Below are 24,971 nucleotides of genomic sequence, written 5' to 3'. Positions count from 1 at the left end.
GGGCCCGCACGCCCATGACGTCGGAAGCGTCATGAAGAAGATCGGCGCCTCGGTTGCGGGTGCGGCCGGCTCGATAGCCGTTCTCACGCTGCTCTCGCGCCTCGTGGGATTCGTCAGAACCTGGGCGCAGAACGGAGCGCTGGGGGACACCGCCTCCGGGGAGGCCTATTCGACGGCCAACACCGTGCCGAACGTCCTGTTCGAAATAGCGGCGGGAGGGGCGCTCGCCGGGGCCGTCATCCCGCTTGTCTCGGGTTTCCTGGCAAAGGGAATGAAGGACGAGCTCGAACGCACAGCCTCGGCGCTCGTCACGTGGATTCTGGCCGTCGGCCTGCCCATCGCGGGAGCCGTCGCGCTCGCGGCCGAGCCGATCACGCGCGCCCTTCTGGGAGCGCACAAGTCGCCCGAGGAGCTTGCCCTGGCTGCAACGCTTTTGCGGGCCTTCGCCTTGCAGGTTCCCCTCTACGGCCTCTCCGTCGTGCTCACCGGCATTCTCCAGGCCCACAAGCGCTTCCTTCTTCCGGCCCTCGCGCCGATGCTGTCCTCCGTCGCCGTGATAGCCGTCTTCGCGGTTTTCGCCCAAGCGGCAAACGGCAAACAGGATTCTCCGGGCGCTCTGACCGAGGCGGCCGTGGCTTGGCTGGGATGGGGGACCACCGTGGGCGTGGTGGCCTTCGCGCTGCCGCAGATCGTTCCCGTGGCCAGGATCGTCAAGCTGAGGCCGACCTTCCGCTTCCCCGACGGGGTCGCCAGGCGGGCTCGAGGCCTCATAGGAGCAGGCCTCGGCGGGCTGCTCGCCCAGCAGGTGCAGATCGTCACGATCATGGTGGTGGCCAACGGCTTCGGAGACACCGGCGCCTATTCCGTCTACACCTTTGCCAACGCCGTCTACATGGTGCCCTACGCCGTTTTGGCCGTGCCGATCGCTACGGCGGTCTTCCCGCGCCTTTCGGAAGCTGCCGCGCTTCCCGGCAGGCCCGGCCTGACGTCCCTGACGGCGCGCTCGACCCGCCTGGTCCTCGACGTCGGGATCGTCACCGTGGCCTTGCTCGCCGTCTTGGCCTCGCCCGCCGGCCTCGTCTTCGAGATACTGCGCCCCGCCAGGGGGATGGACGTCGCGATGCTCGCCATGGCCCCAGGCCTGGCCGGGTACGCGCTCATCTACCACGGCTCGCGCGTGCTTTATGCCGTGGAGGCTTCGCGCGCCGTCGTCCTCGTCAACTCCCTCGCGTGGCTGAGCGTGTGCGCAGCCTTGGGGGCAAGCGTCGCGATCGGGATCGACGGGAGGCGGCAGACGCTCATCGCGGTCGGGGCTTCGGTCTCGGTCGGCATGACGATCGGCGCGATCGGCCAGATAGCGGCGATTCGCAAGGCCGTCGGGAAGCGGGCGACGGTCGGCATGGCGCGTTCGGCGCTCATCGTGGGGGCCGCCTCGGCGATGGGCGCGGCGCTCGGCCATCTGGCAGTCAGGCTCGTCCTCGGCGCGCTGGGGACCGGCGGCATCGGCGCATTCGCCTCGGCCGCCGTCGGCGGAGCCGTCGTCCTCGCCGCCGGAGGGGGCGCCGTCTTCCTCTTCGACCGCGACGCCCTCCGCCTGGCCGGAGGGGGCGCGAAAGAACCCGGCGTCGAAGGAAGCGGGGCAGAAGGGTCCGACGTCGAAGGACGGGCCTCCGACGGGGCCGGCGCCCAATGACGACGGCGCGGAGCGATCCGCGCGGAAAGAAGGAGCGGCTATGAAGCAATTGCGCGACATCAGGGACGACCGGCACGTCAAGGTCGAGAAAAGGGACGTCCGCTATCGCGGGCACATCCTCAACCTCGTGACCGACGAGCTTGCCCTCGCCTCTACGGGTTCGAAGATGATGCGCGAATACATCACGCACGACGACGCCGTCGCCGTCCTTCCCGTTCGGGAAGGGAGCGGCGGACCGGAGATCCTCCTCATCCGGCAGTACCGCCATCCGACGCGCTCGGTCCTGTGGGAGATCCCCGCGGGGCTGATCGACAAGCCGGGGGAGGAGCCCATGCGGGCCGCCCAGCGCGAATTGGCGGAGGAAACCGGGATGGCGGCCGCCGAATACGAGTTCCTCGCGCGTTTCTACACGTCCCCGGGATGCTCCGACGAGCTGCTGACCGTCTACCTGGCGCGAGGGCTGACGAGTGTGGAGACCGATTTCGTCAGGCAGGACGAAGAGGCGGAGATCGAGATGGAATGGCGGGCGCTGAGCGACGTCGTCGCCGCCGTCCGGGAAGGCGCCTTGGCCAGCCCGACCCTCGTCGTCGGAGTCCTGGCCGCCCAGTCCCTCCTCAAAGGCTAGGCCAGTCCCTCGTCAAAGGCTAGGCCCGTTCGGGCCCTTGGCGGACAACGGCTTCTAAGCCTCGGCCCGCGCGGCACAGACTTCGGCATTCCGGGCTTTCGCCCGCAGACGAAATGTGGCGGGGCTCCGCAAACGCGCGTCGCGGCGACGTGGAAAGATTGCGACTGAAGTCCTAAACTTATTAAGACAAGTCGCGTTTTGCGTATTGCACTGCCCAGGAGAGGGGGAACGATGGCCGTCAAGCCCGACGCCGACGTCAGCACGCGCGACAACATACTCAGGCTCATCATCGAACGCGGGCCGATAACGTCCGCCGAACTGGCCTCGATGCTGTTCCTCACCTCCGCCGCGGTGCGCAGGCACCTCACACAGTTGGAGACGGACGGGCAGATCGCCGAGTACACGGGCGCCGCCTCCCGCCCGGCCAGGCGCGGGCGTCCGTCTCGCCGCTACGTCGCGACGTCGCTCGGGCAGGCGACGTTCGGCGACTCCTACGCGGACGTGGCCAACCAGGTTCTTTCGTTTTTAAAGGACTCCTTGGGCGACGAAGGAGTGAACGCCTTCGCCTCCCAGAGGATCGACGAGCTTGAGGCTCGCTACACCGGCATCGTCGACGAGGCCGGGCCCGATCCAGAGGCTCGGGCCGCCGCTCTTGCAAACGCACTTACGCGAGACGGATATGCGGCCAGCGTTCGGCGCGGTCCGGGGGATATGACGCTTCAGCTGTGTCAGGGCCATTGCCCGATACACGACGTCGCGTCCTCCTTCCCGGTCATGTGCGAGGCGGAGACTCAAGCTTTCCATCGTCTGCTCAACGTACACGTCCAAAGGCTCGCGACTCTGGCCGGCGGAGAGCACGTGTGCACGCTGACGATCCCCCTGGTTTCGCGGATCCGCGAGGCCGAAGTCAGGAAGGAAACACATGACACAAACCCGGCATGAAGCCGCGGTGGCCGAAGCGATTCAGGAGCAGCAGCAGACCATTGACGCGCTCGGCCAAAAATACAACTACGGTTGGCACGACTCCGACGAAGCGGGCCGCAATGCGCGGCGAGGCTTGGACGAGGACGTGGTGCGCTACATTTCCTCGGCGAAGAACGAGCCCGAATGGATGCTCAAGAATCGCCTCAAGGCTCTGCGGCTCTTCGAACGTCGGCCTATGCCTGTGTGGGGGCCCGACCTGTCGTTCATCGACTTCGACGAGTACAAGTACTTCGTGCGCTCGACCGACAAACCGGCCGCCTCTTGGGACGAACTGCCCGAGGACATCAAGAACACATACGACCGTCTGGGAATTCCCGAGGCCGAGAAGGCCAGGCTCGTAGCGGGGGTTGCGGCCCAGTACGAATCCGAGGTCGTCTACAACCAGATTCGCGACGATCTGGAGTCGCAGGGCGTCGTCTTCCTCGACACGGACTCGGCGCTCAAGCAGTGCCCCGACCTGTTCCGAGAGCATTTCGGCACCGTGGTTCCGGCGGGGGACAACAAATTCGCTTCCCTCAACACGGCGGTGTGGTCCGGCGGATCGTTCATCTACGTCCCCAAAGGCGTGCGCGTGGACATCCCGCTCCAGGCGTACTTCCGGATCAACACCGAGTCGATGGGGCAGTTCGAGCGCACGCTCATCATCGCCGACGAGGGCTCTTACGTCCACTACGTCGAAGGCTGCACGGCGCCCATCTACCAGTCGGACTCCCTCCATTCGGCCATCGTCGAGATCATCGTCAAAAAGGACGCCCACGTGCGCTACACGACGATCCAAAACTGGTCGAACAACGTCCTCAACCTCGTGACCCAGCGCGCGGCCGTCGCCGCCGGCGCCACGATGGAATGGGTCGACGGGAACATCGGCTCGCGGGTCAACATGAAGTACCCGAGCTGCGTTTTGCTGGGCGAGCACGCCCACGGGGAGGCGCTTTCGGCGGCCTTCGCCGGCCCCGACCAGCATCAGGACACGGGCGCGAAAATGATCCACCTCGCCCCGCACACGACGTCGTCGATCGTCTCGAAGTCGATTTCCCGAGGCGGCGGACGCTCCTCCTACCGCGGACTCGTCCAGATCGGCGAGGAAGCGCAGGGGTCGAAGTCCTCCGTGGTGTGCGACGCGCTGCTCGTCGACGACATTTCGCGCACCGACACGTACCCCTACGTGGACGTTCGCACCGACGACGTCGAAATGGGGCACGAGGCGACGGTCTCCAAGGTCTCCGAAGACCAGCTTTTCTATCTGCAGCAGCGCGGGCTTTCGGAGGAAGAGGCCATGGCGATGGTCGTGCGGGGCTTCGTCGAGCCCATCGCCCGCGAGCTGCCCATGGAATACGCCCTCGAGCTCAACAGGCTGATCGAGCTCCAGATGGAAGGGAGCGTCGGCTGATGAGCGACACGCTGTCCACTGACCATTCGAAAGCCGTCCTCGAAAGCGAGGGCGTCGGCGAGGGAACGGGGTCGTCGCGGGCGGACAGGCTCTGCTCCTTCGATCCGGCCGATTTCGAGGTTCCCACCGGGGAAGAGGAAGAGTGGCGCTTCACGCCGATGAAGCGGCTCGCCCCCTTCTTTGAGACGCTCGACGCAGCTCAGGCCGAGGTCCTCGTCTCGGCGGGCTCGGTCGAATCCGCGTCCCGAGGCGACGAGCGCGTCGGGCTCGTCGGAAAGCCGGAGGACCGCACAGGCGCGTTGGCCTGGCAGGCGGCCGAGCGCGTCCACGTCGTGACCGTCGCGGGCGAGGCCCCCGACACGATGATCGCCATCGACGCCCCCGAAGGAATGAGCGTCGCCCAGCTGCTCGTCCTCGCGGAGGAAGACGCCAAGGGCACGGTGGTGATCGAGCACGCCGGCGTCGGCGACCTTGCCGAGACCGTCGAAATCGAAGCCAAGGACCGCAGCGAGCTGACGGTCGTCTCGGTTCAGGAGGCAGAGCGCAGCGCCAGGCACGTCTCCCATCAGCGAATTCGCGTGGGGCGCGACGCCAAGGTGCGCCACATCGTCGTCACCCTGGGCGGGGACGCAGTGCGCATCGCCACGAGCTCCGAATTCGCGGGCGAGGGCGGCGACGTCGAACTTCTGGGCGCCTACATCACCGAGGGCGGCGAACACCACGAGCATCGGCTTTTCGTCGACCACAACCCGCCCAACTGCATTTCGCGCGCCACGTACAAGGGCGCCCTGCAGGGCGAGGATGCGCATTCGGTGTGGATCGGCGACGTGCTCATCCGCCCGACCGCCACGAACACCGACACTTACGAGCTCAACCGCAATCTCGTGCTCACCAGGGGAGGCAAGGCCGATTCGGTGCCGAACCTCGAGATCGAGACGGGGGAGATCGCCGGTGCGGGCCACGCTTCGGCGACCGGCCGCTTCGACGAGGAGCAGCTGTTCTACCTGCGCGCGCGGGGAGTGCCCGAAGACGTCGCCAGGAGGCTCGTCGTGCGCGGCTTCTTCGCCGAGCTCGTCGAGTCGATCGGAGTCGAATCCGTCCAAGCCAAGCTCATGGCCGCCATCGAGCGCGAGCTCGACCTCGCCCAGGCTTCCAGGGACGCCGAATGAGCTACGCGCGCGCCTGCTCCGTGGGCGACGTCGCCGCCGCCGGAGCGCTCCAGGTGGAGATGAGATCGGCCGCAGGCGAACAGGTGGCGGTGGCGGTGGTCCGCGATTCCGACGGAACGTGGCACGCCATCGGCGACACCTGCTCCCACGACGACTACTCCCTCGCCGAGGGCGACGTCGACGAGGGCGAGATCGAATGCTGGAAGCACGGCGCGCTGTTCGACATCAGGAGCGGAAAGGCGCTCACCTTGCCGGCGACCAAGCCGGTCCCCGTATACGCCATTGAAATAGAAGGCGACGACGTCTTGGTCGACGTCGACGCCGCCTCCTAGGAGACAAAAAGTGCCAACCCTTGAAATTCGCAACCTTCACGCCTCGGTCGAGACAACCGACGGAATGAAGCCCATCCTCCACGGCGTCAATCTGAGCATCGGCGACGGCGAGATCCACGCGATCATGGGCCCGAACGGTTCGGGCAAATCCACCACGGCCTACGCGCTCGCGGGCCATCCCAAGTATCGCATTACAGAGGGGCAGGTCTTCCTCGACGGCGAAGAGATCACCGACATGACGCCGGACGAGCGCGCCCAGGCGGGCCTCTTCCTCGCGATGCAGTACCCCGTCGAGGTGCCGGGAGTGTCCGTGACGAACTTCCTTCGCACGGCCAAGACGGCGATCGACGGCGAGGCCCCCAAGCTGCGCGAGTGGACGAAGCGCGTGCGCGAGGCGACCGAGGCCCTCAAGGTCTCGCCCGACTTCGTCAAGCGCGACCTCAACGTCGGCTTCTCCGGCGGCGAGAAGAAGCGCACGGAGGTCCTCCAAATGGAGCTGCTCGAACCGAAGGTCGCGATCCTCGACGAGACCGACTCCGGCCTCGACGTCGACGCCCTGCGCGTCGTGTCCGAGGGCGTCAACCGGGTCCACGAGCGGACGGGCAACTCGATCCTGCTCATCACCCACTACTCGCGGATCCTTCGCTATGTCAAACCCGATTTCGTCCACGTCTTCGCGGAGGGCAAGATCGTCTTGACCGGCGGGCCCGAACTGGCCGACGAGCTGGAAGAGCGCGGCTACGACGAGTACATCGAGGCCTGACGTGGCGAGCCCGGTTCCGCGGACGGATTTCCCGACCCTCGCGCGCCAGGCGCGCGGGGGAAACCGGCTCGTCTACCTTGACTCGGGGGCGACCTCTCTCAAACCGAGGGCCGTCCTCGACGCCGTCGAGGAGATGTCTGTGGCCAAAAACGGGGCGGTCAAACGCGGATCGCATCTTCTCGCGGAGGAGGCGAGCGCCGCATTCGAGGACGCGCGCGAGAGGGTTGCCCGATTCGTCGGGGCCGATCCCGGCGAGCTCGTCTGGACCTCGGGGACGACCCAGTCGATCAACCTCCTCGCCTACGCGATGTCGAATGTTTCGGCAGGCCGCGGACCCTCCGTGGGCGCGTCGCCGCTGCAGGGGCGGTTGACCGTGGGGCGAGGCGACAGCGTGGTGGTCACGAGGGCCGAACACCACGCCAACCTCGTGCCCTGGCAGGAGCTGTGCAAACGGACGGGGGCCGCTCTCAGGTGGCTCGACTGCGATTCGGACGGGCGGATCGACCTGGAGACGCTCTCCGTGATCGACGGATCGACCAAGATCGTGGCCTTCGCCCACGTTTCGAACGTCACCGGGGCGATCGCTCCGGTCGAGGCCGTCGTCGCTGCGGCCCGCGAGGCGGGCGCCCTGACGGTGCTCGACGCTTGCCAGTCGGTTCCGCATATGCCCGTTGACTTCAAGGCCCTCGACGTCGATTTCGCCGCCTTCTCGGGGCACAAAATGCTGGGCCCCACCGGGGTCGGAGCGCTCTATGGCAGGCGCGAGCTCCTCGAAGCGATGCCGCCGTACCAATTCGGCGGGTCGATGATCGAGGTGGTCGAGATGGACGGGGCGACTTACGCCCAGCCGCCCGAGCGTTTCGAGGCCGGGACCCAGCCGGTGGCCGAAGCAGTCGGCATGGGCGCCGCGGCCGAGTATCTCGCCGCCGCCGGGATGAGCCGCGTGGCGGAGCACGAAAAAAAGCTGACGGAGCGCATGCTGGCCGGCATGGCGGACATCGCGGGAGTCTGGGTGCTCGGCCCGCGCGAGGCGGTCGACCGCACGGGCGCCGTCGCCTTTTCCGTCGACGGCGTGCATCCCCACGACGTCGGGCAGGTTCTCGACGCCGACGGCGTGGCGGTGCGCACGGGGCACCACTGCGCGCAGCCCATACACCGGCATTTCGGCGTTTTCGCCTCGTCCAGGGCCTCCCTAGGGCCGTACAACGACGAGGCCGACGTCGACGCCTTCCTGGAGGCATTGAAGAAAGTCCGCCCATTTTTCGGCGTGGAGCAAAGATGAACGACTCTTGCGTGGAGGAGAGATGAACGACCTCGATCAGATGTACCAGCAGATCATCCTCGACGCCGCCCACGAACGGCGCGGCGAGGGCGAGCTCAACCCCTTCGACGGCGAATCTTTCCAGGTCAACCCGACCTGCGGGGACCAGGTGAACCTCAGGGTGCGGATGTCCGACGACGGCGGACGCATCGCCGAGGTGGCGTGGACGGGCGAGGGCTGTTCGATTTCCCGGGCGAGCATCGGCATCATGATCGACATGCTCGAGGGCGCCAGCGTCGACGAGGCGAAGGATCTGTACGAGCAGTTCCGTGCCCTCATGGATTCGCGCGGCGCCGGTCTGACCGAGGACGTCGAAGAGGCCTTGGGAGACGCCGCGGCCTTCGTCGGCGTGGCGAAGTTCCCCATGCGCATCAAGTGCGCGCTTTTGGGCTGGATGGCCCTGAGAGACGCGACGGACAAGGCCGTCGCTGCGAAAGGAGAGAGCCATGGCTGACGAGCTCGAGCTCGCGCCCGATTACGGGGCCGCCGCCCGCGAAGAGACAGGCGCCTCCCAGGAGGCCGTCGGCGCCCCGAAAGTCGAGGACGTCGAAGAGGCGCTCAAGGACGTGATCGACCCCGAGCTGGGGATCAACGTCGTCGATTTGGGCCTCGTCTACGGCATTGCGCTGGAAGGGGCCGACGTGGTCATCGACATGACCTTGACGTCCCCGGCCTGCCCGCTGACGGACGTGATCGAGGAGCAGACGACGAGGGCGCTGGAGGGAATGGCCGGATCGACCCGGATCAACTGGGTGTGGCTGCCGCCGTGGGGGCCCGAACGCATCACCTCCGACGGCCGGGAAATGCTCCAGGCCCTCGGCTTCAACGTTTAGCGCGGCGTCAGCGGCGGCGCGCCGTCCCTGACGCCGGCTCGGCGCGCTTGCCCATTGGACGCGGCGGCCGGCCGCATCAAGGGGCGGGCGCCGACCACGTGTCGCAGCTCTCGAACTTTCCGCCTTCGTATCCCTTCATGAGCCATTCGGTCCGTTTGGCCGAGGACCCGTGGGTGAAGGACTCCTGATTGGCCTCCATGCCCGCGCTTTCGTAGATGTGGTCGTCGCCGACGGCGGCTGCGGCGTCGATGGCCGTCTTCAACTCCTCGCGGGTGGGAGGGACGAGGAACTTCTTCCCCGACTCCGGATCGACCGTCTTCGAGGCGTTGTGCAGCCACACGCCTGCAAGGCAGTCCGCCTGCAGCTCCGAGCGCACCAGGGAGCCGCTCGGGCCGGTGTCCTTGTGGTTGACTTTGGAGAGGATCCCCGTCTGGTCCTGAATCGAATGGCCGAATTCGTGGGCCACGATGTAGGCCTGGGCCAGCCTCGAGTTGGTCGCGCCGTACCGGGACTGGAGCTCCTTGAAGAAGCCGACGTCGAGGTAGACGGCTTTGTCTGCGGGGCAGTAGAAGGGGCCGGTCTGGGAGCTGGCCGTCCCGCACGCCGTGGAGGTCGAACCGGAGAAGAGCACAAAATCGGGCTTCTTGTATGCGGCGCCGGCGGCGGAGGGAAGCGCCCCGCCCCAGTAGGCGTCCAGGGATTCGGCGGTGGCGACCATCCAGCACTCGGTGTTTTTGTTCGCGTCTTCGCCGGTCTTGCACGTTTCGATGAGCGAGGTCTGGTTTCCGGCGGGCTGACGCCCCGAGGTGACCAGGCTGTCCGGAACCTGCCCCGTCAGGAAAAAGTAGACGATGGCGCCGATGAGTCCGAGGCCGCCGACGCCGGTGGCCGCCATTGTTCCGCGCCCGCGAACCTTGACTCGCGAGGCATCCAGTTGAATGTCGTCGTTCATGGACATGTTGTGAGCATATCCGCTAGGGGTCGGAGGTGCGCAATGGCCGGGCGTGTTCTCGAGTAGGCTAGTGGGGTGATCGACGCCAAAAACCTCACCATGCGCATCGGAACCCGCGAACTCGTCGTCGACGCGGGATTCAGAGTGGGCAAAGGGATGCGCGTGGGCCTCGTCGGCCGCAACGGCGCCGGAAAGACCACGCTCATGCGGCTCATGGCGGGCGAAGGAGCGACGTCCGACGTCGTCGAAGCGACCGGAACGCTCAATCGCAGGGGCACGGTCGGATACCTTCCGCAGGACACGCAGGAGGGCGACCTCGACCAGACGGCGCGCGATCGGATCCTCTCGGTTCGCGGAATCGCCGAGACGATAAGGCGCATCCGCAAGGCCGAGCGGGAAATGGCCGAATCGGAGGGCACGCGGCAGGTCAGGGCGATGGAACGCTACGTGCGCCTCGACCAGGAATTCACGAACGCTGGAGGATGGGCCGCCAACGCCGAGGCCGCCCAGACAGCGGCTGCGCTGGGGCTGCCCGAAAGGGTCCTCGACCAGCCGCTGCACACGCTCTCCGGCGGTCAGCGGCGAAGGGTCGAACTCGCACGGATCCTCTTTTCACGGGCCGAGAATCTCCTGCTGGACGAGCCGACCAACCACCTCGACCACGATTCGATCCTGTGGCTTCGCGATTACCTCCGCTCTTTCGCGGGCGGGTTCGTGGTGGTCTCCCATTCGACGGAGCTGTTGGACCAGACGGTCAACGCCGTGTGGCATCTGGACGCCAATCGCGCCGCCCTCGATGTGTACAACATGCCGTGGGCGGAGTATCTCAAACAGCGCGAGGCCGATGAGAAACGCCGCCGCCGCGAGCGGATGAACGCGGAGCGCAAGGCGGGCGCGCTCATGGGGCAGGCGGACAAGATGCGGGCCAAGGCGACGAAGGCTGCGGCAGCGCAGAACATGGAGCGCCGCGCGCAGCGCCTGCTCGCCGGGCTGGAAGCGGAGAGGAAGGCCGACAAGGTCGCCAATCTGAGGTTCCCGGATCCCGCCCCGTGCGGGCGCACGCCGCTGACCGCCGTGGGGCTGTCGAAATCGTACGGGTCCCTCGAAGTCTTCTCCGGCCTCGACCTCGCCGTCGACCGCGGGTCGCGCGTGGTCGTCCTCGGCCTCAACGGCGCCGGGAAGACGACCCTCCTGCGCCTGCTCGCCGGCGTGGAGGAGGCCGACACGGGCGGCGTCGTGCCCGGCCACGGATTGAAGATCGGCTATTACGCGCAGGAACACGAGACGATCGACCCCGACGAGACGGTGGTCGGCAACCTGTGGCGGGCAGCCCCCGAGCTCGACGACACAAGGGCCCGTTCCGTGCTCGGCTCTTTCCTCTTTTCCGGGGCCGACGCCGACAAGCCCGCCGGCGTGCTCTCGGGAGGGGAGAAGACTCGACTCGCCCTGGCCATGCTCGTCGTGTCGGCGGCCAACGTGCTTCTCCTCGACGAGCCGACGAACAACCTCGACCCGGCCTCGCGCGAGGAGATTCTCGCCGCGCTCGGCAAGTACGAGGGCGCCGTCGTGCTCGTCACCCACGACGAGGGGGCGGTCGAAGCCCTCCGCCCCGAGCGCGTTCTTCTGCTGCCCGACGGCGACGAGGATTTGTGGTCCGACGACTACTTCGACCTCGTCGCTCTGGCGTGAGCGTCGGGTTTGCCGCGCGGGCCCCGTTGCGTCGCGGGCGTCGGTTCGAACGCATCCCTGTTCAATCGACCCGATCGGAGATAGCCTTGCACCATGCCGACTCTCGTTCTCATGCGCCACGGCGAAGCCGGATTCGCCGCCAGGGACCGCGCCCGCCCGCTGACTCCGCGGGGAAGGGAGGAGGCCGCGTCTCAGGCGCGGGCGATCGCGCGAGTCGTCGGCGGCATCGACGTGGCGATCGTCTCGGAGGCGACGCGCACGCGGCAGACCCTGGTCGCCCTTCGCTCGGCCGGACTGGCCGTCGCCAGAGTCTGGGAGGAAGCCAGCCTCTACGCTCGCGGGGGAGAGGGCCTTCTCGAAACTCTGCGCGGTTTGGACCGCTGCGGGATCGAGGGCGCCGTCCGGGAGTCGGCCGACGCCGAAGGCGGCGTTAAGGCGGAGGCAGTTCTCGTCGTCGGACACGAGCCGACGATGTCGACGCTGGCGGGGCTGCTGGCCACGCGGGAGAAAGACCTGCCCGAGTCCCGGGGCCGCGCGCCATTTCGGGCTTTGAGAGGGTCGGGCGCGGCGCGTGCGGACAGCTTCAGGTACGGCTTTTCCACCGCCATGGCCGTCGTCGGACACGTCGAATCGTGGAGCTCTCTGGCGCCCGGCCGCATGCGGATCGTCGACGTGCTGCGTCCCTAGACCGCTTCTACATCGCTCTTAGACCGCTCTACATCGTGGTGAGCTTTTCGGCGAGGACGTCCATAGCGGCGTCGGCGTAGACGGTGAAAGGCCTTTCCGCCCCTTCTCGATACCAGTTCCATGCGGCCGCCAGCAGTCCCGAGACGACGGCGCTCGAGGCGATCAGGCCGTCCGCGTAATCCGCCTTCCCGCTGTCCTTAAGGGTTTGGGCGAGCTTGTCGATGAGCTCGGCGACCAAGGTCGACGCCGCCGATCGCAGCGCGGGGACCTCGAAGTACAGCCGCACCCGCTGCACGGTCGCCTGGCGGTCGCGCACGAAATGCTCCTCGGCGATTGCCCGGACGGCCTCTCGCAGAGCGTCGAGGAGCCTCGCGCCATCGGCGAGGGCGCCGGCCATCGTGCTCATGAGCAGGTCGTCGTGCTCGTCTTGCAGCACCAAGCCCTCCTTCGTCCCGAAATATCGATAGACGGTCGAAGGGGAGACGTCGGCGCGGTCGGCGATCTGCTCGATCGTCACGTTGTCGTATCCGTCTGTCGAAAACAGCTCGAGGGCGGCCGACTGTATGCGGTGCATGGCAGCCGCCTTTTTCCGTTCGCGCAATCCCCGCTGTGCCATCGCACCTCCTTGTCGATGCCACTTTACAGCCTTGTCGCATTCACGGCCTTGTCGTCGCCCTGCGCCGGTGGTAGCGTCTCCTTTATGAGAGAGTCACTTTCAAAAGATAGTAACAATCAAATTCTTGTCGAAGGGACGGATTTGACGAAGGCTTTCGGCAGCGTCCGGGCGCTCGACGGGCTGGACCTGAGCGTGAAGGCAGGCTCCGTCCACGGCTTTCTCGGCCCCAACGGCGCCGGAAAGACGACGGCGATCCGGGCGATTCTCGGCCAGATTCGGCTCGACGGCGGCTGTTTGCGCGTGTTTGGCCGCGACCCGGTGAAGGACGCTGTCGACGTCCACCGACGGCTCGCCTACGTCCCCGGGGACACCGTGCTGTGGCCCAATCTCACCGGAGGCGAGTGCATCGACATTCTCGGGCGCATGCAGGGCAGCATCGACGCCGCCCGCAGAGCCGAGCTCATCGAGCGCTTCGAACTCAACCCTCGAATGAAAACGCGCACGTACTCGAAGGGCAATCGGCAAAAGGTCGCCCTCGTCGCGGCCCTCGCCACGCGGGCCGAGCTCCTGCTCCTCGACGAGCCGACGTCGGGTCTCGACCCCGTCATGGCCGAACGCTTCGTCGAAACGGTCCGCGAGGCGCAAGGCTCCGGGGCGACGGTGCTGCTGAGCAGCCACATCATGAGCGAGGTTGCGACGCTGTGCGACACGGTCACCGTCCTTCGGCGCGGGCGCGCCGCCTATTCGGGAAGCCTCGAAGGGGTGCGCGCCAGGGCCGACGTCGCCGTCTCCGCCGTCGGCAGGACGGGGGAGCCGATCTCCCTGAACGTGCCCTCCGCCGAGGCCGACTCCGCCGTCGCCGGCCTCTTGAAGGGAGGAGCGTCGATACGAAAGGTCGAAAGCTCCCTGGAGGCGGCCTTTCTCAGCTTCTACGGAGGCGAGAAATGAACGGGCCGCGCCGGGCGCTCTGGACGCTCACGTGGAAGGCCCACGGCCGAAGGCTTCTCGCCTGGCCCCTGGCTTGGACCGCCCTGGTGCTTGCCATGGCGTCGGCGACGAGGTCTCTCTACCCCGACGGCGCGAGCCGACTGCGCTACGCCTCGACCATCGGCTCCTCGCGCATTCAAGAGCTGTTCAACGGGCGTGGCTACAATCTGACGTCCGCGGGCGGGATCGAGGCCTTTGAGGTCGGCATGTTCGGGCTCGTCCTCGTCCCCGTCGGCGCAAGCCTGCTCGCCGTCCGCCTCATGCGAGCCGAGGAGGCACTCGGCCGATGGGAGGTCGTCTCAGCCGGAGGCTACGGGAAAACCGCGCCGACGGCGGCCGCCATGGCGGCGCAGGCGTGCTCGACCGCCCTCTTCGGGGCCGCGAGTTTTGCGGGCCTCCTCCTGTTTGGCTTTCCCGCCGGCGGCGCCGCAAAATACTGCCTCATTCTCTGCCTGTTCGCGCTCGTCTTTGCGGCGGCAGCCGCCCTCTTGGCTCAGACGGTCGCGGACGCCAAAGCAGCGGGAACCGCAGTGATGGCGTGGGTCATGTTCTGCTACCTCGTGCGCGCGGCAATAGACGGACGGCGCCTGTCCGCGACCTGGCTCACCCCCATGGGCTGGCTGGCTGAAGCCCGGCCGTGGGGAGCAAGCCGCCTGTGGCCCTACGCCGCCTGCGCAACGGCGGCCGCCGCACTGGCTGCGGCTGCCCTCGCGCTCTGCCGCGTCCGCGACCTCGGAGGCGCCGCGGTCTCGCCGAGGCCCGGAAGGGCCGGCGCGGCGAAGTGGATACGCGGCACACGCTACGTCTGGCGCCTCACTCGCTCCAGCGCCGCAGGGTGGTGCGCGGCGGCGCTTTGCTGGGCGGCTCCGGTCGGAGCCATGGGAGACGAGATAGACGTCTGGGCCGAACAAAACCCGGGCATCGCCCAGCTTTTCGGAGGGCACGCGCCGCGCGACTTCATGTCCGTTCTGGCCGTCGGGATCATCGGGCTTCTCGCGCTCGCGGCCGGGCTGGCGACCGCGGCCGAATTGCGCGGCGAAGAGGCGAGCGGAAGGTTGGGGCTCGTGTGTTCCACGCGCTGCGGCTACGCGAGCGTCATGCGCGCCTGGTTCGCCCAATCGGCCCTCACGGCCGCGGCAGTGGCCGCATCAGGGGGTTTCGCCTACTGGATCTCCATCGGAGCGTCCACCGGCAAATGGGAGCTTTCCTCTTCTTTGGGGGCCGCGGCGCTCCTGCTCGTTCCCATCGTCGCCGTGCTTGCCGGGGCCTTCGCCGTTTTCTCCTATGCGCCGAAGGCGTGGGCCGCCGTGTGGGCTCTCGCCTGCTGGGTCGCCGTCGTCGAGCTCCTGGCCGACCCCCTCGACCTTCCCGAGTGGGGGCGAAAGCTCTCGCCCCTCTACCTCGTCGGCAGGGTTCCCATGGAAAGCCCGTCGTGGATCGCGACGGGATGCGTCGGCGCCGCGGCCCTCGCCCTGGCGCTCGCGGGAGTCAAGGCGCGCCCCCGCGATTTGGCGGCGGGGTGAGGGCGCAGCCCGGCAGCCCAGTTCGCGCTTTCCGGCGGCGGGATTAAAGCGCCGTCCGGCAGCGGGCGACGGCGCGAAACCTTGGGTCCGCTGTGACCCCGGACGTGAAACAGAGCAGCCTGCCATGCGGCGGAAGGCGTCAAACCGCGTCCCAGCCGAGGATCGCCGCGAGGATGTCGAGGCGCGGCCGGGTCACCGCGGCGTCGGCGGCGGCGAGCACCGCGGGCTTTGCGCACACGGCGACGGAAAGCCCGGCGATCTCCATCATCGACAGGTCGTTGGCGCCGTCGCCGGCCGCCACGGTTTCGGACAGGTCGATCCTCTCGCGCGACGAAGGGAAGCCACGAGAACGAGCGTCCGCGCCTTCTCTGCCCCGAGCTTCCAACGGGGAGTCGGGGTCTTTCGGCAAATTGGAGCCTTCTGGCGAATCGGAACCTCCGGGCAGGTCGGCGCCGGGCAGCCGGCCGCCCTCGGACCAGCGCCGAAGAGCCTCGGCCTTGCGCTCGCGGGTGACGATCTCGCCCTCCGTTCTGCCGGTGAGGGCGCCGCTGCTCGTTTCGAGCCGGTTGGCCAGCACGCAATCGACGCCTAGACGGCGCGCCAGCCCTCCGATCACCTCGATGAATCCGCCGGAGACCAGGCCGACGGCGCATCCGCGTGCGTGCGCCGTCGCAACCAGCGTCTCGGCCCCGGGAACGGGCTCGATGCTGTCCGCGATCGACTCGACCCGATCGACGGACAGGCCCTCCAGCGTGGCGACGCGCTCCGCGAGGGCCTCGGCGAAGTCGAGCTCGCCGTTCATCGCCGCCTCCGTTATGGCCGCCACACGAGGGCCGGATCCGGCGGCGTCGGCGAGCATGTCGATGGCCTCGCCGCGGATGAAGGTCGAGTCCACGTCGGAGACGATGAGGCGCGGACCGCGCTCGGCCATTTTTCCGCGCGTGAGCGCGCAATCGACGCTCAAAGCCAAGGCAGGGCCGCGCAATTCGTCCCTCAGCCGCTCCAACGCGGAGGCGTCGGATCCGGCGACGCCGAACAGCGACAGCGTCTGCAGGCCGGGAACCGCGGGCGAGCGCTCGGCGACCTCTCCGCAAGCCGACCCGAAAACATGCCTCGTGTGCACCAGGAGCCCCGCGGGAAGGGGTTCGGGCGAAGCGAGGGAAAACCTGACCGGCTCCCCCTCGCGCACAGGCTCATACAAGTGTGGTCGCCCCGTCGTCTCCTGCGCCGCCTGAGCTGTCGGAGACCTCGAATGCCTCGGACCCCGCGGGCGCATCGGCGGAGCCGGCGGCTCCCGGCGCTTCGGCCGGATCGGGCGCCTCGGCCGGCGTCGGCGCGTAAAGCGTGGCCTTGACGCGCGCGCCCTTGGGGACCACGGTGATGCCGCCCTCGGAGACGTGGAAACCTCGGGCCCGGTCGTGTTCGTGGTTGACGCCCACTTGCGCGCCCTCTTCGACCACGACGTACTTGTCGAGGATCGCGCGCATGACCGTCGCGTTGCGCCCGACGTTGACGCCGTCGAGCAGAACGGATTCGCGCACGGTCGACCATGAGTTCACGCGCACGTCGGGGGAGAGCACGGACCCGATCACTTCGCCTCCGGAGACGATGACCCCGGGGGAGACGATTGAATCGAGGGCGTGACCCAGCCTCTCATGGTGCCCGTAGACGAACTTCGCCGGGGCGAGGTTCGAATGCCCCGTCAGAAGCGGCCACCTGTCGTTGTACAGATTGAAGACCGGGTTGACGGAGATGAGGTCCATATTCGCCTCGTAGTAGGCGTCGATCGTTCCGACGTCGCGCCAGTAGTCGCAGTCCCGGTCGGAGTGGCCGGGAACGTTGTTGAAGGTGAAGTCGTAGACTCCGCAGGTGCCCTTCCCGACGAAGAAGGGAACGATGTTTCCTCCCATGTCGTGCTTCGAATTGGGGTCGACGGCGTCGTCGGAGAGAACCTTGTACAGGGCGTCGGTGTTGAAGACGTAGTTGCCCATGGAGGCCAGGAACTCGTTGGGCGAATCGGGAAGGCCCAGCCCCGAGGTGTCCTGGGGCTTTTCGACGAAGGCGGCCACGCGGCGCGGATCGGTCTTGTTGACGTCGATCACGCCGAAGGCGGACGCCAGCTCGAGCGGCTGGCGGATTCCCGCGATCGTCAGCTCCGCGCCGGATTCGACGTGCTGGTCGACCATCTGCGAGAAGTCCATGCGGTAGATGTTGTCCGCCCCGGTGATGAGGACGACGTCGGGCCGCTCGTCGTCGAGGATGTTGAGCGACTGGTAGACGGCGTCGGCCGACCCGAGGTACCAGTGGTCGCCGCGCCGCTGCTGCGCGGGCACGGGGGCGACGTAGTTCTCGAACAGATTGGACATGCGCCAGTTGCGCGCGATGTGTCTGTCGAGGGAATGGGACTTGTACTGGGTCAAGACGATGATCTTCAGGTATCCCGAATTGACGATGTTGCTCAAAGAGAAGTCAATGAGTCTGTAGATGCCGCCGAAAGGCACGGCGGGCTTGGCACGATCCTGGGTGAGGGGCATAAGGCGCTTGCCTTCTCCGCCAGCCAGGACGATTGCGAGGACGCGGGGTTTGGCTCCCATAGGTTCCACCTATCTCATATATTGGTTCAGCGCACGAATTGTCCGCCGTTGGACGACAGAGCGGGTACAGTGAAGGGGTCAGCGTTGACCACCGAAGGAAGGACCCCACATTGCGTGTCGCTCTATTGACTCGAGAATACCCGCCAAACGTCTACGGTGGCGCGGGTGTCCACGTTGAGGAATTGTCCAAAGTGCTGGCGGCCCATGCCGACGTCGATGTTCACGCCTTCGACGGGCCGCGCGAAGCGGGCGCATCGCCCGCCGGAGTCACGGTGTACGGATACGACTATCCGGCCGAGCTCGCTTCGGCGAACGCCGCGATCAAGACTCTCGGCGTCGACCTGGAGATCGCCGATCGCGTGCGAGAAGCCGACATCCTCCACTCTCACACCTGGTACGCCAACATGGCCGGCCACATCGGAGGGATGCTGTACGGCATTCCCCACGTCATATCGGCCCATTCCCTGGAGCCGCTGCGCCCGTGGAAGCGCGAGCAGCTGGGGGGCGGCTACGAAGTCTCCTCCTGGGTCGAGCGGACGGCCTACGAGGCCGCCGACGGAATCGTCGCCGTCTCCTTCGCCATGAAGGACGACATTCTTCGCTGCTACCCGAAGATCGACCCCGATCGGGTGCGGGTCATCCACAACGGGATCGACCTGTCGGGCTGGAACGCCCCGAAGACCGACGAGGAAACGGCGGCGGCCAGGGAGTGCTTCGCCTCCTATGGGCTCGACCCCGACAAGCCCACGGTCATGTTCGTCGGAAGGATCACTCGGCAGAAGGGGGTTCCCGGCCTGCTGCGCGCGATCGCCAAGCTGCCGCCGGAGATCCAGGTGGTGCTGTGCGCCGGGGCGCCGGACACCCCGGAGATCGCCGCCGAAACCGAGGCCCTCGTCGAGGACCTTAGAAGCAGGCGCACAGGCGTCGTGTGGATCTCGGACTTCCTCAGCCGCGGCAAGATCATCCAGCTCCTGTCTTGCTCGACTGTCTTCGTCACGCCGTCGATCTACGAGCCCCTCGGAATCGTCAATCTCGAGGCGATGGCCGTCGGACTTCCCGTCGTCGGAACGAAGACGGGGGGCATCCCGGACTGCATCGAGGACGGGGTGACCGGAACCCTCGTCCCGATCGAGCAGCTCGACGACGGGACGGGGACGCCCGTGCATCCCGAGACGTTCGAGGCCGATCTCGCCTCGGCTTTGGAGGCTGTGTGCGCCGACCCCGAGAAGGCGCGCGAGATGGGCGCAGCAGGCCGCAAGCGGGTGGAGGAGCACTTCTCATGGGAGTCGATCGCCCTCAAGACGATGGACTTCTACCGCGACGTCATAGCGGGACTTTAGGCCTCTCGCGGTAATCTTGTTCCATGGGCGATGTGCTTGATGTTCGGGAGGCGACCGTTCGACGCGACGGCCGCGCCATCCTCGATTCGGTCGATTGGAGCGTCGACGACGGCCAGAGATGGGTCGTCCTCGGCCCCAACGGCGCGGGCAAGACGACTCTGATCCAGCTGGTCTCGGGGCGCATGCATCCCACCAGCGGATCGGTGGCGATCGTCGGCGAACGCCTGGGCCGCGTCAACCTGGAGGATCTGCGGCCTCTCGTCGGCACCATGTCCGCCGCCGTCGACGCGAGAATCCCGGGGGACCAGAGGGCCGTCGACGTCGTTCGAACGGCCGCCTACGGACACTTGGCGACGTGGCGGGAGGTCTACGACCCCCAAGACGACCGCCGAGCCCGGGCCCTTCTGGCCGGCCTCGGCGTGGGATCCCTGGAGACGCGCCTCTTTTCGACCCTTTCTTCGGGGGAGAAGAAGCGCGTGGGGATCGCCCGCGCGCTCATGCCCAACCCCGAGGTGCTGATCCTCGACGAGCCGGCCTCCGGCCTCGATCTGGGCGGGCGGGAGAACCTCGTCGAAACGCTCTCGCAGCTGGCCTTCGACCAGTTTTCGCCGGTGATCGTGCTCGTCACCCACCACGTCGAAGAGATTCCCCCAGGATTCACCCACGCACTTTTGCTCAAGGACGGAGCCGTCTACGCTTCGGGACAGATAGGGGAAACTGTCACATCGGCCAATCTCTCGGCGGTCTTCGGCCTTAATCTCGCGGTGAGCCGCGAGGACGGGCGGTTCTCGGCACGGAAGGTCTGAGCGCCCTGTGCGCGGTCGACCCCGCGCCGCGTGCGGGCCCGCCGTTTTCTTCGCCGCGGCGGCTGTGGGGATTCCTACCCGAATGGAGTCTATAACTGGGGGGCTCCGCCCGTTAAACTAGAGTGCATCTCTACTATAGCTAGGAGTAGCAACGTGAGCTGGGAAGTTTGGGGCATCATCGCCCTTTGCTGCATCGCTTTGGAATTCATGACGGTCGATTTCTCCTTCCTCATGATCGCGGGAGGCGCGTTCGTCGCCGCCGGCGTATCCGCCGGGAACGACAGCCTTGTGGCTCAGGTCGCCGCGTTCGCCGTCGTCTCCATCCTCCTTCTGGCAATCGTGCGCCCGTGGGCGAAAAACCATTTCAACCCCAAGGGGACGAAGGTCGGCACGGTCCAAGATCAGATAGGCAAGCGGGCCCGCGCCCTCACAGTGATAGACGAGAATGCCGGACGGGTGAAGATCGGCGGGGACGTCTGGTCTTCGCGCTCGGCGGGAGGCGTCATTCCCGAGGGGAGCGACGTCGTCGTCACCGACATTGAGGGCGTCGTGGCCATCGTCGCGCAGTCGGCTCATTCCGGCCAATAAGGGCTGCATGCTGGCCAGCAGTGCGCGCTCTGGCCGATGGGAAGACTTCCTCTCTCACGGGAAATCTCCGTTGCCGACGGCTGCCCGGCCTTCCGGCGACGCAGCTTTCCATCACACCCTACATCAGTAACCGCAACAACTAGAAGGACCCATTATGAACGATATAAACGTCGGACTCATACTTTTGGCCTTGGTTGCATTCATCGTGATCCTTTTCGTTTTCATGGCGATCAAGATGGTCAACCAGGGGTACACCTACGTCGTCGAGCGCCTGGGCAGGTATCACAAGACCCTTACGCCGGGTCTGCACTTCCTGTTTCCGTTCGTCGATTCCATTCGGGAGAGGATCGACATGCGCGAGCAGGTCGTTCCCTTCCCTCCGCAGCCGGTCATCACCTCGGACAACATCAACGTCTCCATCGACACCGTCATCTATTACCAGGTGACGAACCCGATCGCCGCGACCTATGAGATCGCCGACCCGATGGCCGCCATCGAGCAGCTTGCGGTCACGACGCTTCGAAACATCATCGGAACGATGGACATGGAGCAGGCTCTCACGGGGCGCGATCAGATCAACGGCCAGCTGCGCGGCCAGCTTGACGAGGCGACCGGACGCTGGGGCATTCGCGTGTCACGCGTCGAACTGAAGGCCATCGATCCGCCGCGCTCCGTCCAAGGCGCAATGGAGCAGCAGATGAAGGCCGAGCGCGACCGCCGCGCTGCGATCCTCACGGCTGAGGGCGTCAAGCAGTCCGCCGTTCTGACGGCCGAGGGCGAGAAGCAGTCCGCGATCCTCAGGGCAGAGGGCCAGGCCCAGTCGACGATTCTGAGGGCACAGGGCGAGGCGCGAGCCATCCTCCAGGTTTTCGACGCCATCCACCGCGGAAACGTCGATCCCAAGCTCCTCTCCTACGAGTACATCAAGACCCTTCCGCAGATCGCCAACTCCTCGTCTTCGAAGCTGTGGATCGTCCCGACGGAGATGACGGCCGCCCTCAACGCGGTCGCCAAGGGCTTCGGGGGCCACGGCGGCGACGGCGAATCGGGAGTCGATTTCGACGGCACCGGAAAGATCGCCGACGCCCTGGCTGCCACGGCGCTGCCCGACATCGACGACGCTCTGGCCGACGCCAAGGGCGCCGCCGACGTCGCCATCGACGAGGCCGAGACCTCGGGGCGCCAGTCCGGGCGCCATTTCGACCCGGACGCGGAGATAGGACAGAGGCCCACGCCGCCTGCGCCGCCGGAGTTCCGAAGCTTCGACCAAGAGGGCCCCAACGGAAACGGAACGCCCCCTGTGGGTCAGTGATGCTTGAGAACCCCTGACGGGCCAGGCGCCTTTGGGGCGCTGAACCCTGGGAGCGGGGCGCGAGCGGAGAACGGCCGTTCGCGCCCCGCTTTGCATGCGCGTGGCAGAGTGCAAACGTCGTCGTCCCTTCGGGTGGCGCGCTCCGTTCCAGATGTGCGGGATCGGTTCAAATCCCAGCGGCAATTGCAACGCTCTCCGCGATCGATTCCGGCGTGGGTGGGCTCGTCCTGCGGCGCATGCGAGATCGGGGCGTACAGATTGTGAGGCCTGCGTTCAATTGTTACGGAACCGACGTCTTAATAAGAGTTTGGCTATATTTACGTTTGCGTCAATGTTTCCGGTGCTTCGTGAGAGACGACGATGCGCGTCATTACGGTCGCGAATACAACCTATCGTTTCCGTGCATGCACGGAATGCTTGGTGGCACATATGCGTCGATAGACGCTCTTTGGCGCGTGCGATGGCGTTGTTTATGGCACTCTTGTTCTGTGTTAGTGCCAATTACCGACATCCACGACGATCGCCTGTCGGATTACGTCAGGCTGACCGACGTGGCCCTTCGAAAGAAGCTTGAGACGGAGAACGGCCTGTATATGGCCGAGTCGTCGAAAGTCATCCAACGGGCGATAGCCGCAGGCCACAGACCGCGTTCGGTTTTGGCCGACGAGCGGTGGCTCGCCGATCTCGCCCCTTCGTTGACGAAGGCCGGCGGGGACGGCGAGGGAGGCGACATCCCCGTGTACGTGTGCGACGAGGAGAAGCTCCAGGAGATTGCCGGGTTTCACCTTCACCGCGGAGCGATAGCCGCCATGAATCGCCCCGCCTTGGCCGACCCTCGAGCGATGCTCGAGGCCGTGGGATCGGGCCCCGCGCGGATCGTCGTACTCGAAAACCTGGTCGATCACACCAACGTGGGAGCGATCTTCCGTTCGGCTGCAGCGCTTGGCGTCGATGCAGTGTTCGTCACATCAGATTGTGCAGACCCCCTTTACAGGCGGTCGGTTCGGGTTTCTATGGGAACCGTCTTCCAGGTTCCCTGGACCAGAATCGACGGCTGGCCTCGAAGCGCGAAAATGCTTTCTGAATGTGGCTATACAACGGCTGCGCTGGCGTTGACGGACGACGCCGTCGCCCTCGATGCGTTCTCCCGCCTTGAGGTGTGCTCGGCGAAGGACTCCAAAATTGCGATCATTCTCGGGGCCGAAGGGGACGGCCTTCGCGACTCGACGATCGCCGCGGTCGACCATTCGGTCGTCATTCCGATGGCTGGCGACGTCGACTCGCTTAATGTAGCAGCTGCGATGGCCGTTGCGTGCTGGGAGCTACGTACCGTGCATACACCGTAGTAAAGCGTTGATTACACGGCAAAAGTTGGGATATGCCCGATTCTTCGCCGTTAGAGCGCCAACTTGCAAACATATTCGCCATGACGATCCGAGCCAGGCGGAAAGAGCTCGGACTGTCTCAGGAACAGGTGGCGCTGCGTGCCGACATTGATAGAAACCACTATCAACTAATGGAGAGTGCCAGGTCCGATCGGCGTTCGAACAAAGCCGTCAATCCCCGACTTTTCACGTTGTTCAGGCTTGCCAACGCCCTCGAGCTCCCCGTCGAGGACCTCCTCCTTGCCGCCTCCGAGACGTTCCAAGAGCAAGTGGAGGCGGGCGAAACCCTTTAGCCCGCGGCGGACGCCCCGATGCGGGGCGGCCGCTCAGGGCTTCCTTCGAGTTGCGCGGGTTTTCCGAATCTCGCAAAACCTTCGTCGACCTCCCCGATGACGGGGCTGCGATCGGCTCGGTCTCGTCGCGCGTCGGCCGTCTCGGCCTTGTTGCGGGGCGATCGCCGAATTGCCCCCGAACAAAGCGGACGTCGGCTTGACCTCGTTGCCGGAGGCGGCGGTTGAGGTCGGTCGCTGTCGCCCAAACCGGTCGCCAGCTGGGCTTTGATGTGCCTCGGCGCATACTTGCTGGCTCGGTGTGCCGACGATAATGGGCATGAGCCGAAAACGCGCCTATTTGCGGTGGCTGTGCACTTCGTATTTAGCTGTGCGCTCGGCGTTCTTTTATCGGTTGAATACGCCGATTTAATATGTGACTATGGCATGCCTTTTCTGATTCTTGCCGAAACTTGTTTGTCAATGAATGACGTTTCTCGAAGATGTCCGAACCGACGGGAGCGTGCGGGGTTTTCCGCGTCGATCCTCTTAGGAAAAGTCCGACGATCCGACGTAGCCGCATTGACGCCAGGCTTCGTAAACGGCGATCGACGCGGAATTGGCCAGATTCAGCGAGCGTAGGTGAGGCATCATGGGGATTCGCACGGCCGCCGTCACCGCCGGATGGGCGATGACGTCCGCGGGAAGCCCCGTCGGTTCGGGTCCGAAGAGAAAGGCGTCCGTTTCGCGGTAGGCGACGTCGGCAAAGCTGTTCGACGTGTGCCCGGTGAAGGCGAAAATGCGCGAATCCGGGAGCTCGCGAAGGAGCGCCTCGAAGTCGGCGTGGATTCGAAGGTCTGCGAGGTCGTGGTAATCCAATCCCGCACGCTTGAGGTGAGAGTCTTCGAAGGAGAAGCCCAAGGGTTCGACGAGGTGGAGCGTGGCTCCCGTGCATGCTGCCAGCCGAATCGCAGCCCCCGTGTTGCCGGGGATTCGCGGCTCGTAGAAGACGATGTGAAACACCAGCTCAGCGTACACGGGAAGGGGCGGGCACGGCTGCAATGGGCTCGCGCGGCCCGTCTTTGCCCGATCCCTGCCGCGGCTTGGCGAGGG

25 protein-coding genes are annotated in these 24,971 nt (G+C 66.2%); 20 read left to right on the top strand and 5 right to left on the bottom strand.

Annotated elements, in window-relative coordinates; all coding sequences use genetic code 11:
• Nucleotides 1-31 precede the first annotated feature (31 nt).
• The 10 genes from murJ (at nt 32) to A4H34_RS07785 (ending at nt 9,110) form a co-directional block, all read left to right on the top strand.
• On the top strand, nt 32-1,693 hold the full coding sequence (murJ, locus tag A4H34_RS07830) for a murein biosynthesis integral membrane protein MurJ (protein ID WP_064231604.1): 1,662 nt from the start codon (nt 32-34) through the stop codon (nt 1,691-1,693).
• 40 nt (nt 1,694-1,733) lie between these two features.
• Entirely contained in the window at nt 1,734-2,318 is a 585-nt protein-coding gene (locus tag A4H34_RS07825; RefSeq protein WP_064231603.1) for an NUDIX domain-containing protein, read from the top strand.
• 231 nt (nt 2,319-2,549) lie between these two features.
• Entirely contained in the window at nt 2,550-3,260 is a 711-nt protein-coding gene (locus tag A4H34_RS07820; RefSeq protein WP_064231602.1) for a helix-turn-helix transcriptional regulator, read from the top strand.
• Nucleotides 3,241-4,692: a Fe-S cluster assembly protein SufB gene (gene sufB / locus A4H34_RS07815; RefSeq protein ID WP_009198623.1), complete on the top strand. Its 1,452-nt coding sequence runs from the start codon at nt 3,241-3,243 to the stop codon at nt 4,690-4,692. Before A4H34_RS07820 ends, sufB begins: the two co-directional genes overlap by 20 nt.
• A complete protein-coding gene (gene sufD / locus A4H34_RS07810; RefSeq protein ID WP_064231601.1) occupies nt 4,692-5,861 on the top strand; it encodes a Fe-S cluster assembly protein SufD in 1,170 nt (389 codons plus the stop codon). The genes sufB and sufD overlap by 1 nt, the downstream gene beginning before the upstream one ends.
• Nucleotides 5,858-6,193: a non-heme iron oxygenase ferredoxin subunit gene (locus tag A4H34_RS07805; RefSeq protein WP_009198625.1), complete on the top strand. Its 336-nt coding sequence runs from the start codon at nt 5,858-5,860 to the stop codon at nt 6,191-6,193. Before sufD ends, A4H34_RS07805 begins: the two co-directional genes overlap by 4 nt.
• 10 nt (nt 6,194-6,203) lie before the next feature.
• Nucleotides 6,204-6,956 carry a Fe-S cluster assembly ATPase SufC gene (gene sufC, locus A4H34_RS07800; protein ID WP_064231600.1) on the top strand — a complete coding sequence of 251 codons (753 nt, stop codon included), beginning with the start codon at nt 6,204-6,206 and terminating at the stop codon, nt 6,954-6,956.
• Nucleotide 6,957: 1 nt separating this feature from the next.
• Nucleotides 6,958-8,238, top strand: coding sequence for a SufS family cysteine desulfurase (locus A4H34_RS07795; protein ID WP_064231599.1), 1,281 nt, complete (start codon nt 6,958-6,960; stop codon nt 8,236-8,238).
• Nucleotides 8,239-8,260: 22 nt separating this feature from the next.
• Nucleotides 8,261-8,731 (top strand): Fe-S cluster assembly sulfur transfer protein SufU, encoded by a 471-nt coding sequence (gene sufU, locus A4H34_RS07790; protein WP_064231598.1) that lies wholly within the window; start codon nt 8,261-8,263, stop codon nt 8,729-8,731.
• Nucleotides 8,724-9,110, top strand: coding sequence for a metal-sulfur cluster assembly factor (locus tag A4H34_RS07785; RefSeq protein ID WP_009198629.1), 387 nt, complete (start codon nt 8,724-8,726; stop codon nt 9,108-9,110). Before sufU ends, A4H34_RS07785 begins: the two co-directional genes overlap by 8 nt.
• Nucleotides 9,111-9,186: 76 nt before the next feature.
• On the opposite strand, the gene ypfJ is transcribed toward A4H34_RS07785, so the two are convergent.
• Complete coding sequence (gene ypfJ, locus A4H34_RS07780) at nt 9,187-10,068, bottom strand: KPN_02809 family neutral zinc metallopeptidase (protein WP_009198630.1); 882 nt, start codon at nt 10,066-10,068, stop codon at nt 9,187-9,189.
• A gap of 69 nt (nt 10,069-10,137) precedes the next feature.
• Between ypfJ and A4H34_RS07775 the strand changes: the two genes are divergently transcribed.
• Both A4H34_RS07775 and A4H34_RS07770 read left to right on the top strand, forming a co-directional pair.
• Nucleotides 10,138-11,751, top strand: coding sequence for an ABC-F family ATP-binding cassette domain-containing protein (locus tag A4H34_RS07775; protein WP_197480440.1), 1,614 nt, complete (start codon nt 10,138-10,140; stop codon nt 11,749-11,751).
• Nucleotides 11,752-11,844: 93 nt separating this feature from the next.
• Nucleotides 11,845-12,438, top strand: coding sequence for a SixA phosphatase family protein (locus A4H34_RS07770; RefSeq protein ID WP_064231597.1), 594 nt, complete (start codon nt 11,845-11,847; stop codon nt 12,436-12,438).
• Nucleotides 12,439-12,466: 28 nt separating this feature from the next.
• Here A4H34_RS07770 and A4H34_RS07765 read toward each other — a convergent pair whose 3' ends face one another.
• Nucleotides 12,467-13,012, bottom strand: a complete 546-nt coding sequence (locus A4H34_RS07765; protein WP_197480439.1) for a TetR/AcrR family transcriptional regulator — start codon at nt 13,010-13,012, stop codon at nt 12,467-12,469.
• Between the two features lie 126 nt (nt 13,013-13,138).
• Here A4H34_RS07765 and A4H34_RS07760 point away from each other — a divergent pair, with 126 nt between their 5' ends.
• Nucleotides 13,139-14,002 (top strand): ABC transporter ATP-binding protein, encoded by an 864-nt coding sequence (locus A4H34_RS07760; RefSeq protein ID WP_197480438.1) that lies wholly within the window; start codon nt 13,139-13,141, stop codon nt 14,000-14,002.
• Nucleotides 13,999-15,564, top strand: coding sequence for a hypothetical protein (locus A4H34_RS07755; RefSeq protein ID WP_064231595.1), 1,566 nt, complete (start codon nt 13,999-14,001; stop codon nt 15,562-15,564). The genes A4H34_RS07760 and A4H34_RS07755 overlap by 4 nt, the downstream gene beginning before the upstream one ends.
• 139 nt (nt 15,565-15,703) lie before the next feature.
• Here the strand turns inward: A4H34_RS07755 and serB are convergent, their stop codons facing one another.
• Nucleotides 15,704-16,753, bottom strand: a complete 1,050-nt coding sequence (gene serB, locus A4H34_RS11410; RefSeq protein ID WP_064231594.1) for a phosphoserine phosphatase SerB — start codon at nt 16,751-16,753, stop codon at nt 15,704-15,706.
• Between the two features lie 4 nt (nt 16,754-16,757).
• Nucleotides 16,758-18,158: a glucose-1-phosphate adenylyltransferase gene (gene glgC / locus A4H34_RS07745; RefSeq protein WP_064231593.1), complete on the bottom strand. Its 1,401-nt coding sequence runs from the start codon at nt 18,156-18,158 to the stop codon at nt 16,758-16,760.
• Nucleotides 18,159-18,268: 110 nt separating this feature from the next.
• On the opposite strand from glgC, the gene glgA reads away from it, so the two are divergent.
• The 6 genes from glgA (at nt 18,269) to A4H34_RS10715 (ending at nt 23,882) form a co-directional block, all read left to right on the top strand.
• The gene (gene glgA / locus A4H34_RS07740; protein WP_040322642.1) at nt 18,269-19,498 is read left to right on the top strand and encodes a glycogen synthase; all 1,230 of its coding nucleotides are present in this window, start codon (nt 18,269-18,271) and stop codon (nt 19,496-19,498) included.
• Nucleotides 19,499-19,521: 23 nt separating this feature from the next.
• On the top strand, nt 19,522-20,304 hold the full coding sequence (locus tag A4H34_RS07735; RefSeq protein WP_009198640.1) for an ABC transporter ATP-binding protein: 783 nt from the start codon (nt 19,522-19,524) through the stop codon (nt 20,302-20,304).
• 153 nt (nt 20,305-20,457) lie between these two features.
• Nucleotides 20,458-20,892, top strand: coding sequence for an NfeD family protein (locus A4H34_RS07730; RefSeq protein WP_064231592.1), 435 nt, complete (start codon nt 20,458-20,460; stop codon nt 20,890-20,892).
• A gap of 154 nt (nt 20,893-21,046) precedes the next feature.
• Entirely contained in the window at nt 21,047-22,204 is a 1,158-nt protein-coding gene (locus A4H34_RS07725; RefSeq protein ID WP_064231591.1) for an SPFH domain-containing protein, read from the top strand.
• Nucleotides 22,205-22,692: 488 nt separating this feature from the next.
• A complete protein-coding gene (locus A4H34_RS07720; RefSeq protein WP_009198644.1) occupies nt 22,693-23,550 on the top strand; it encodes a TrmH family RNA methyltransferase in 858 nt (285 codons plus the stop codon).
• Between the two features lie 80 nt (nt 23,551-23,630).
• A complete protein-coding gene (locus A4H34_RS10715; protein ID WP_197480437.1) occupies nt 23,631-23,882 on the top strand; it encodes a helix-turn-helix domain-containing protein in 252 nt (83 codons plus the stop codon).
• A gap of 525 nt (nt 23,883-24,407) precedes the next feature.
• On the opposite strand, the gene A4H34_RS07715 is transcribed toward A4H34_RS10715, so the two are convergent.
• Entirely contained in the window at nt 24,408-24,881 is a 474-nt protein-coding gene (locus tag A4H34_RS07715) for a tRNA (cytidine(34)-2'-O)-methyltransferase (protein WP_064231737.1), read from the bottom strand.
• Nucleotides 24,882-24,971 lie beyond the last annotated feature (90 nt).

Source organism: Peptidiphaga gingivicola, assembly GCF_001652275.1.
Lineage (GTDB): Bacteria > Actinomycetota > Actinomycetes > Actinomycetales > Actinomycetaceae > Peptidiphaga > Peptidiphaga gingivicola.
The sequence above is the reverse complement of the archived record's forward strand: the minus strand, read 5'-3'. Positions and strand labels throughout refer to the sequence as shown.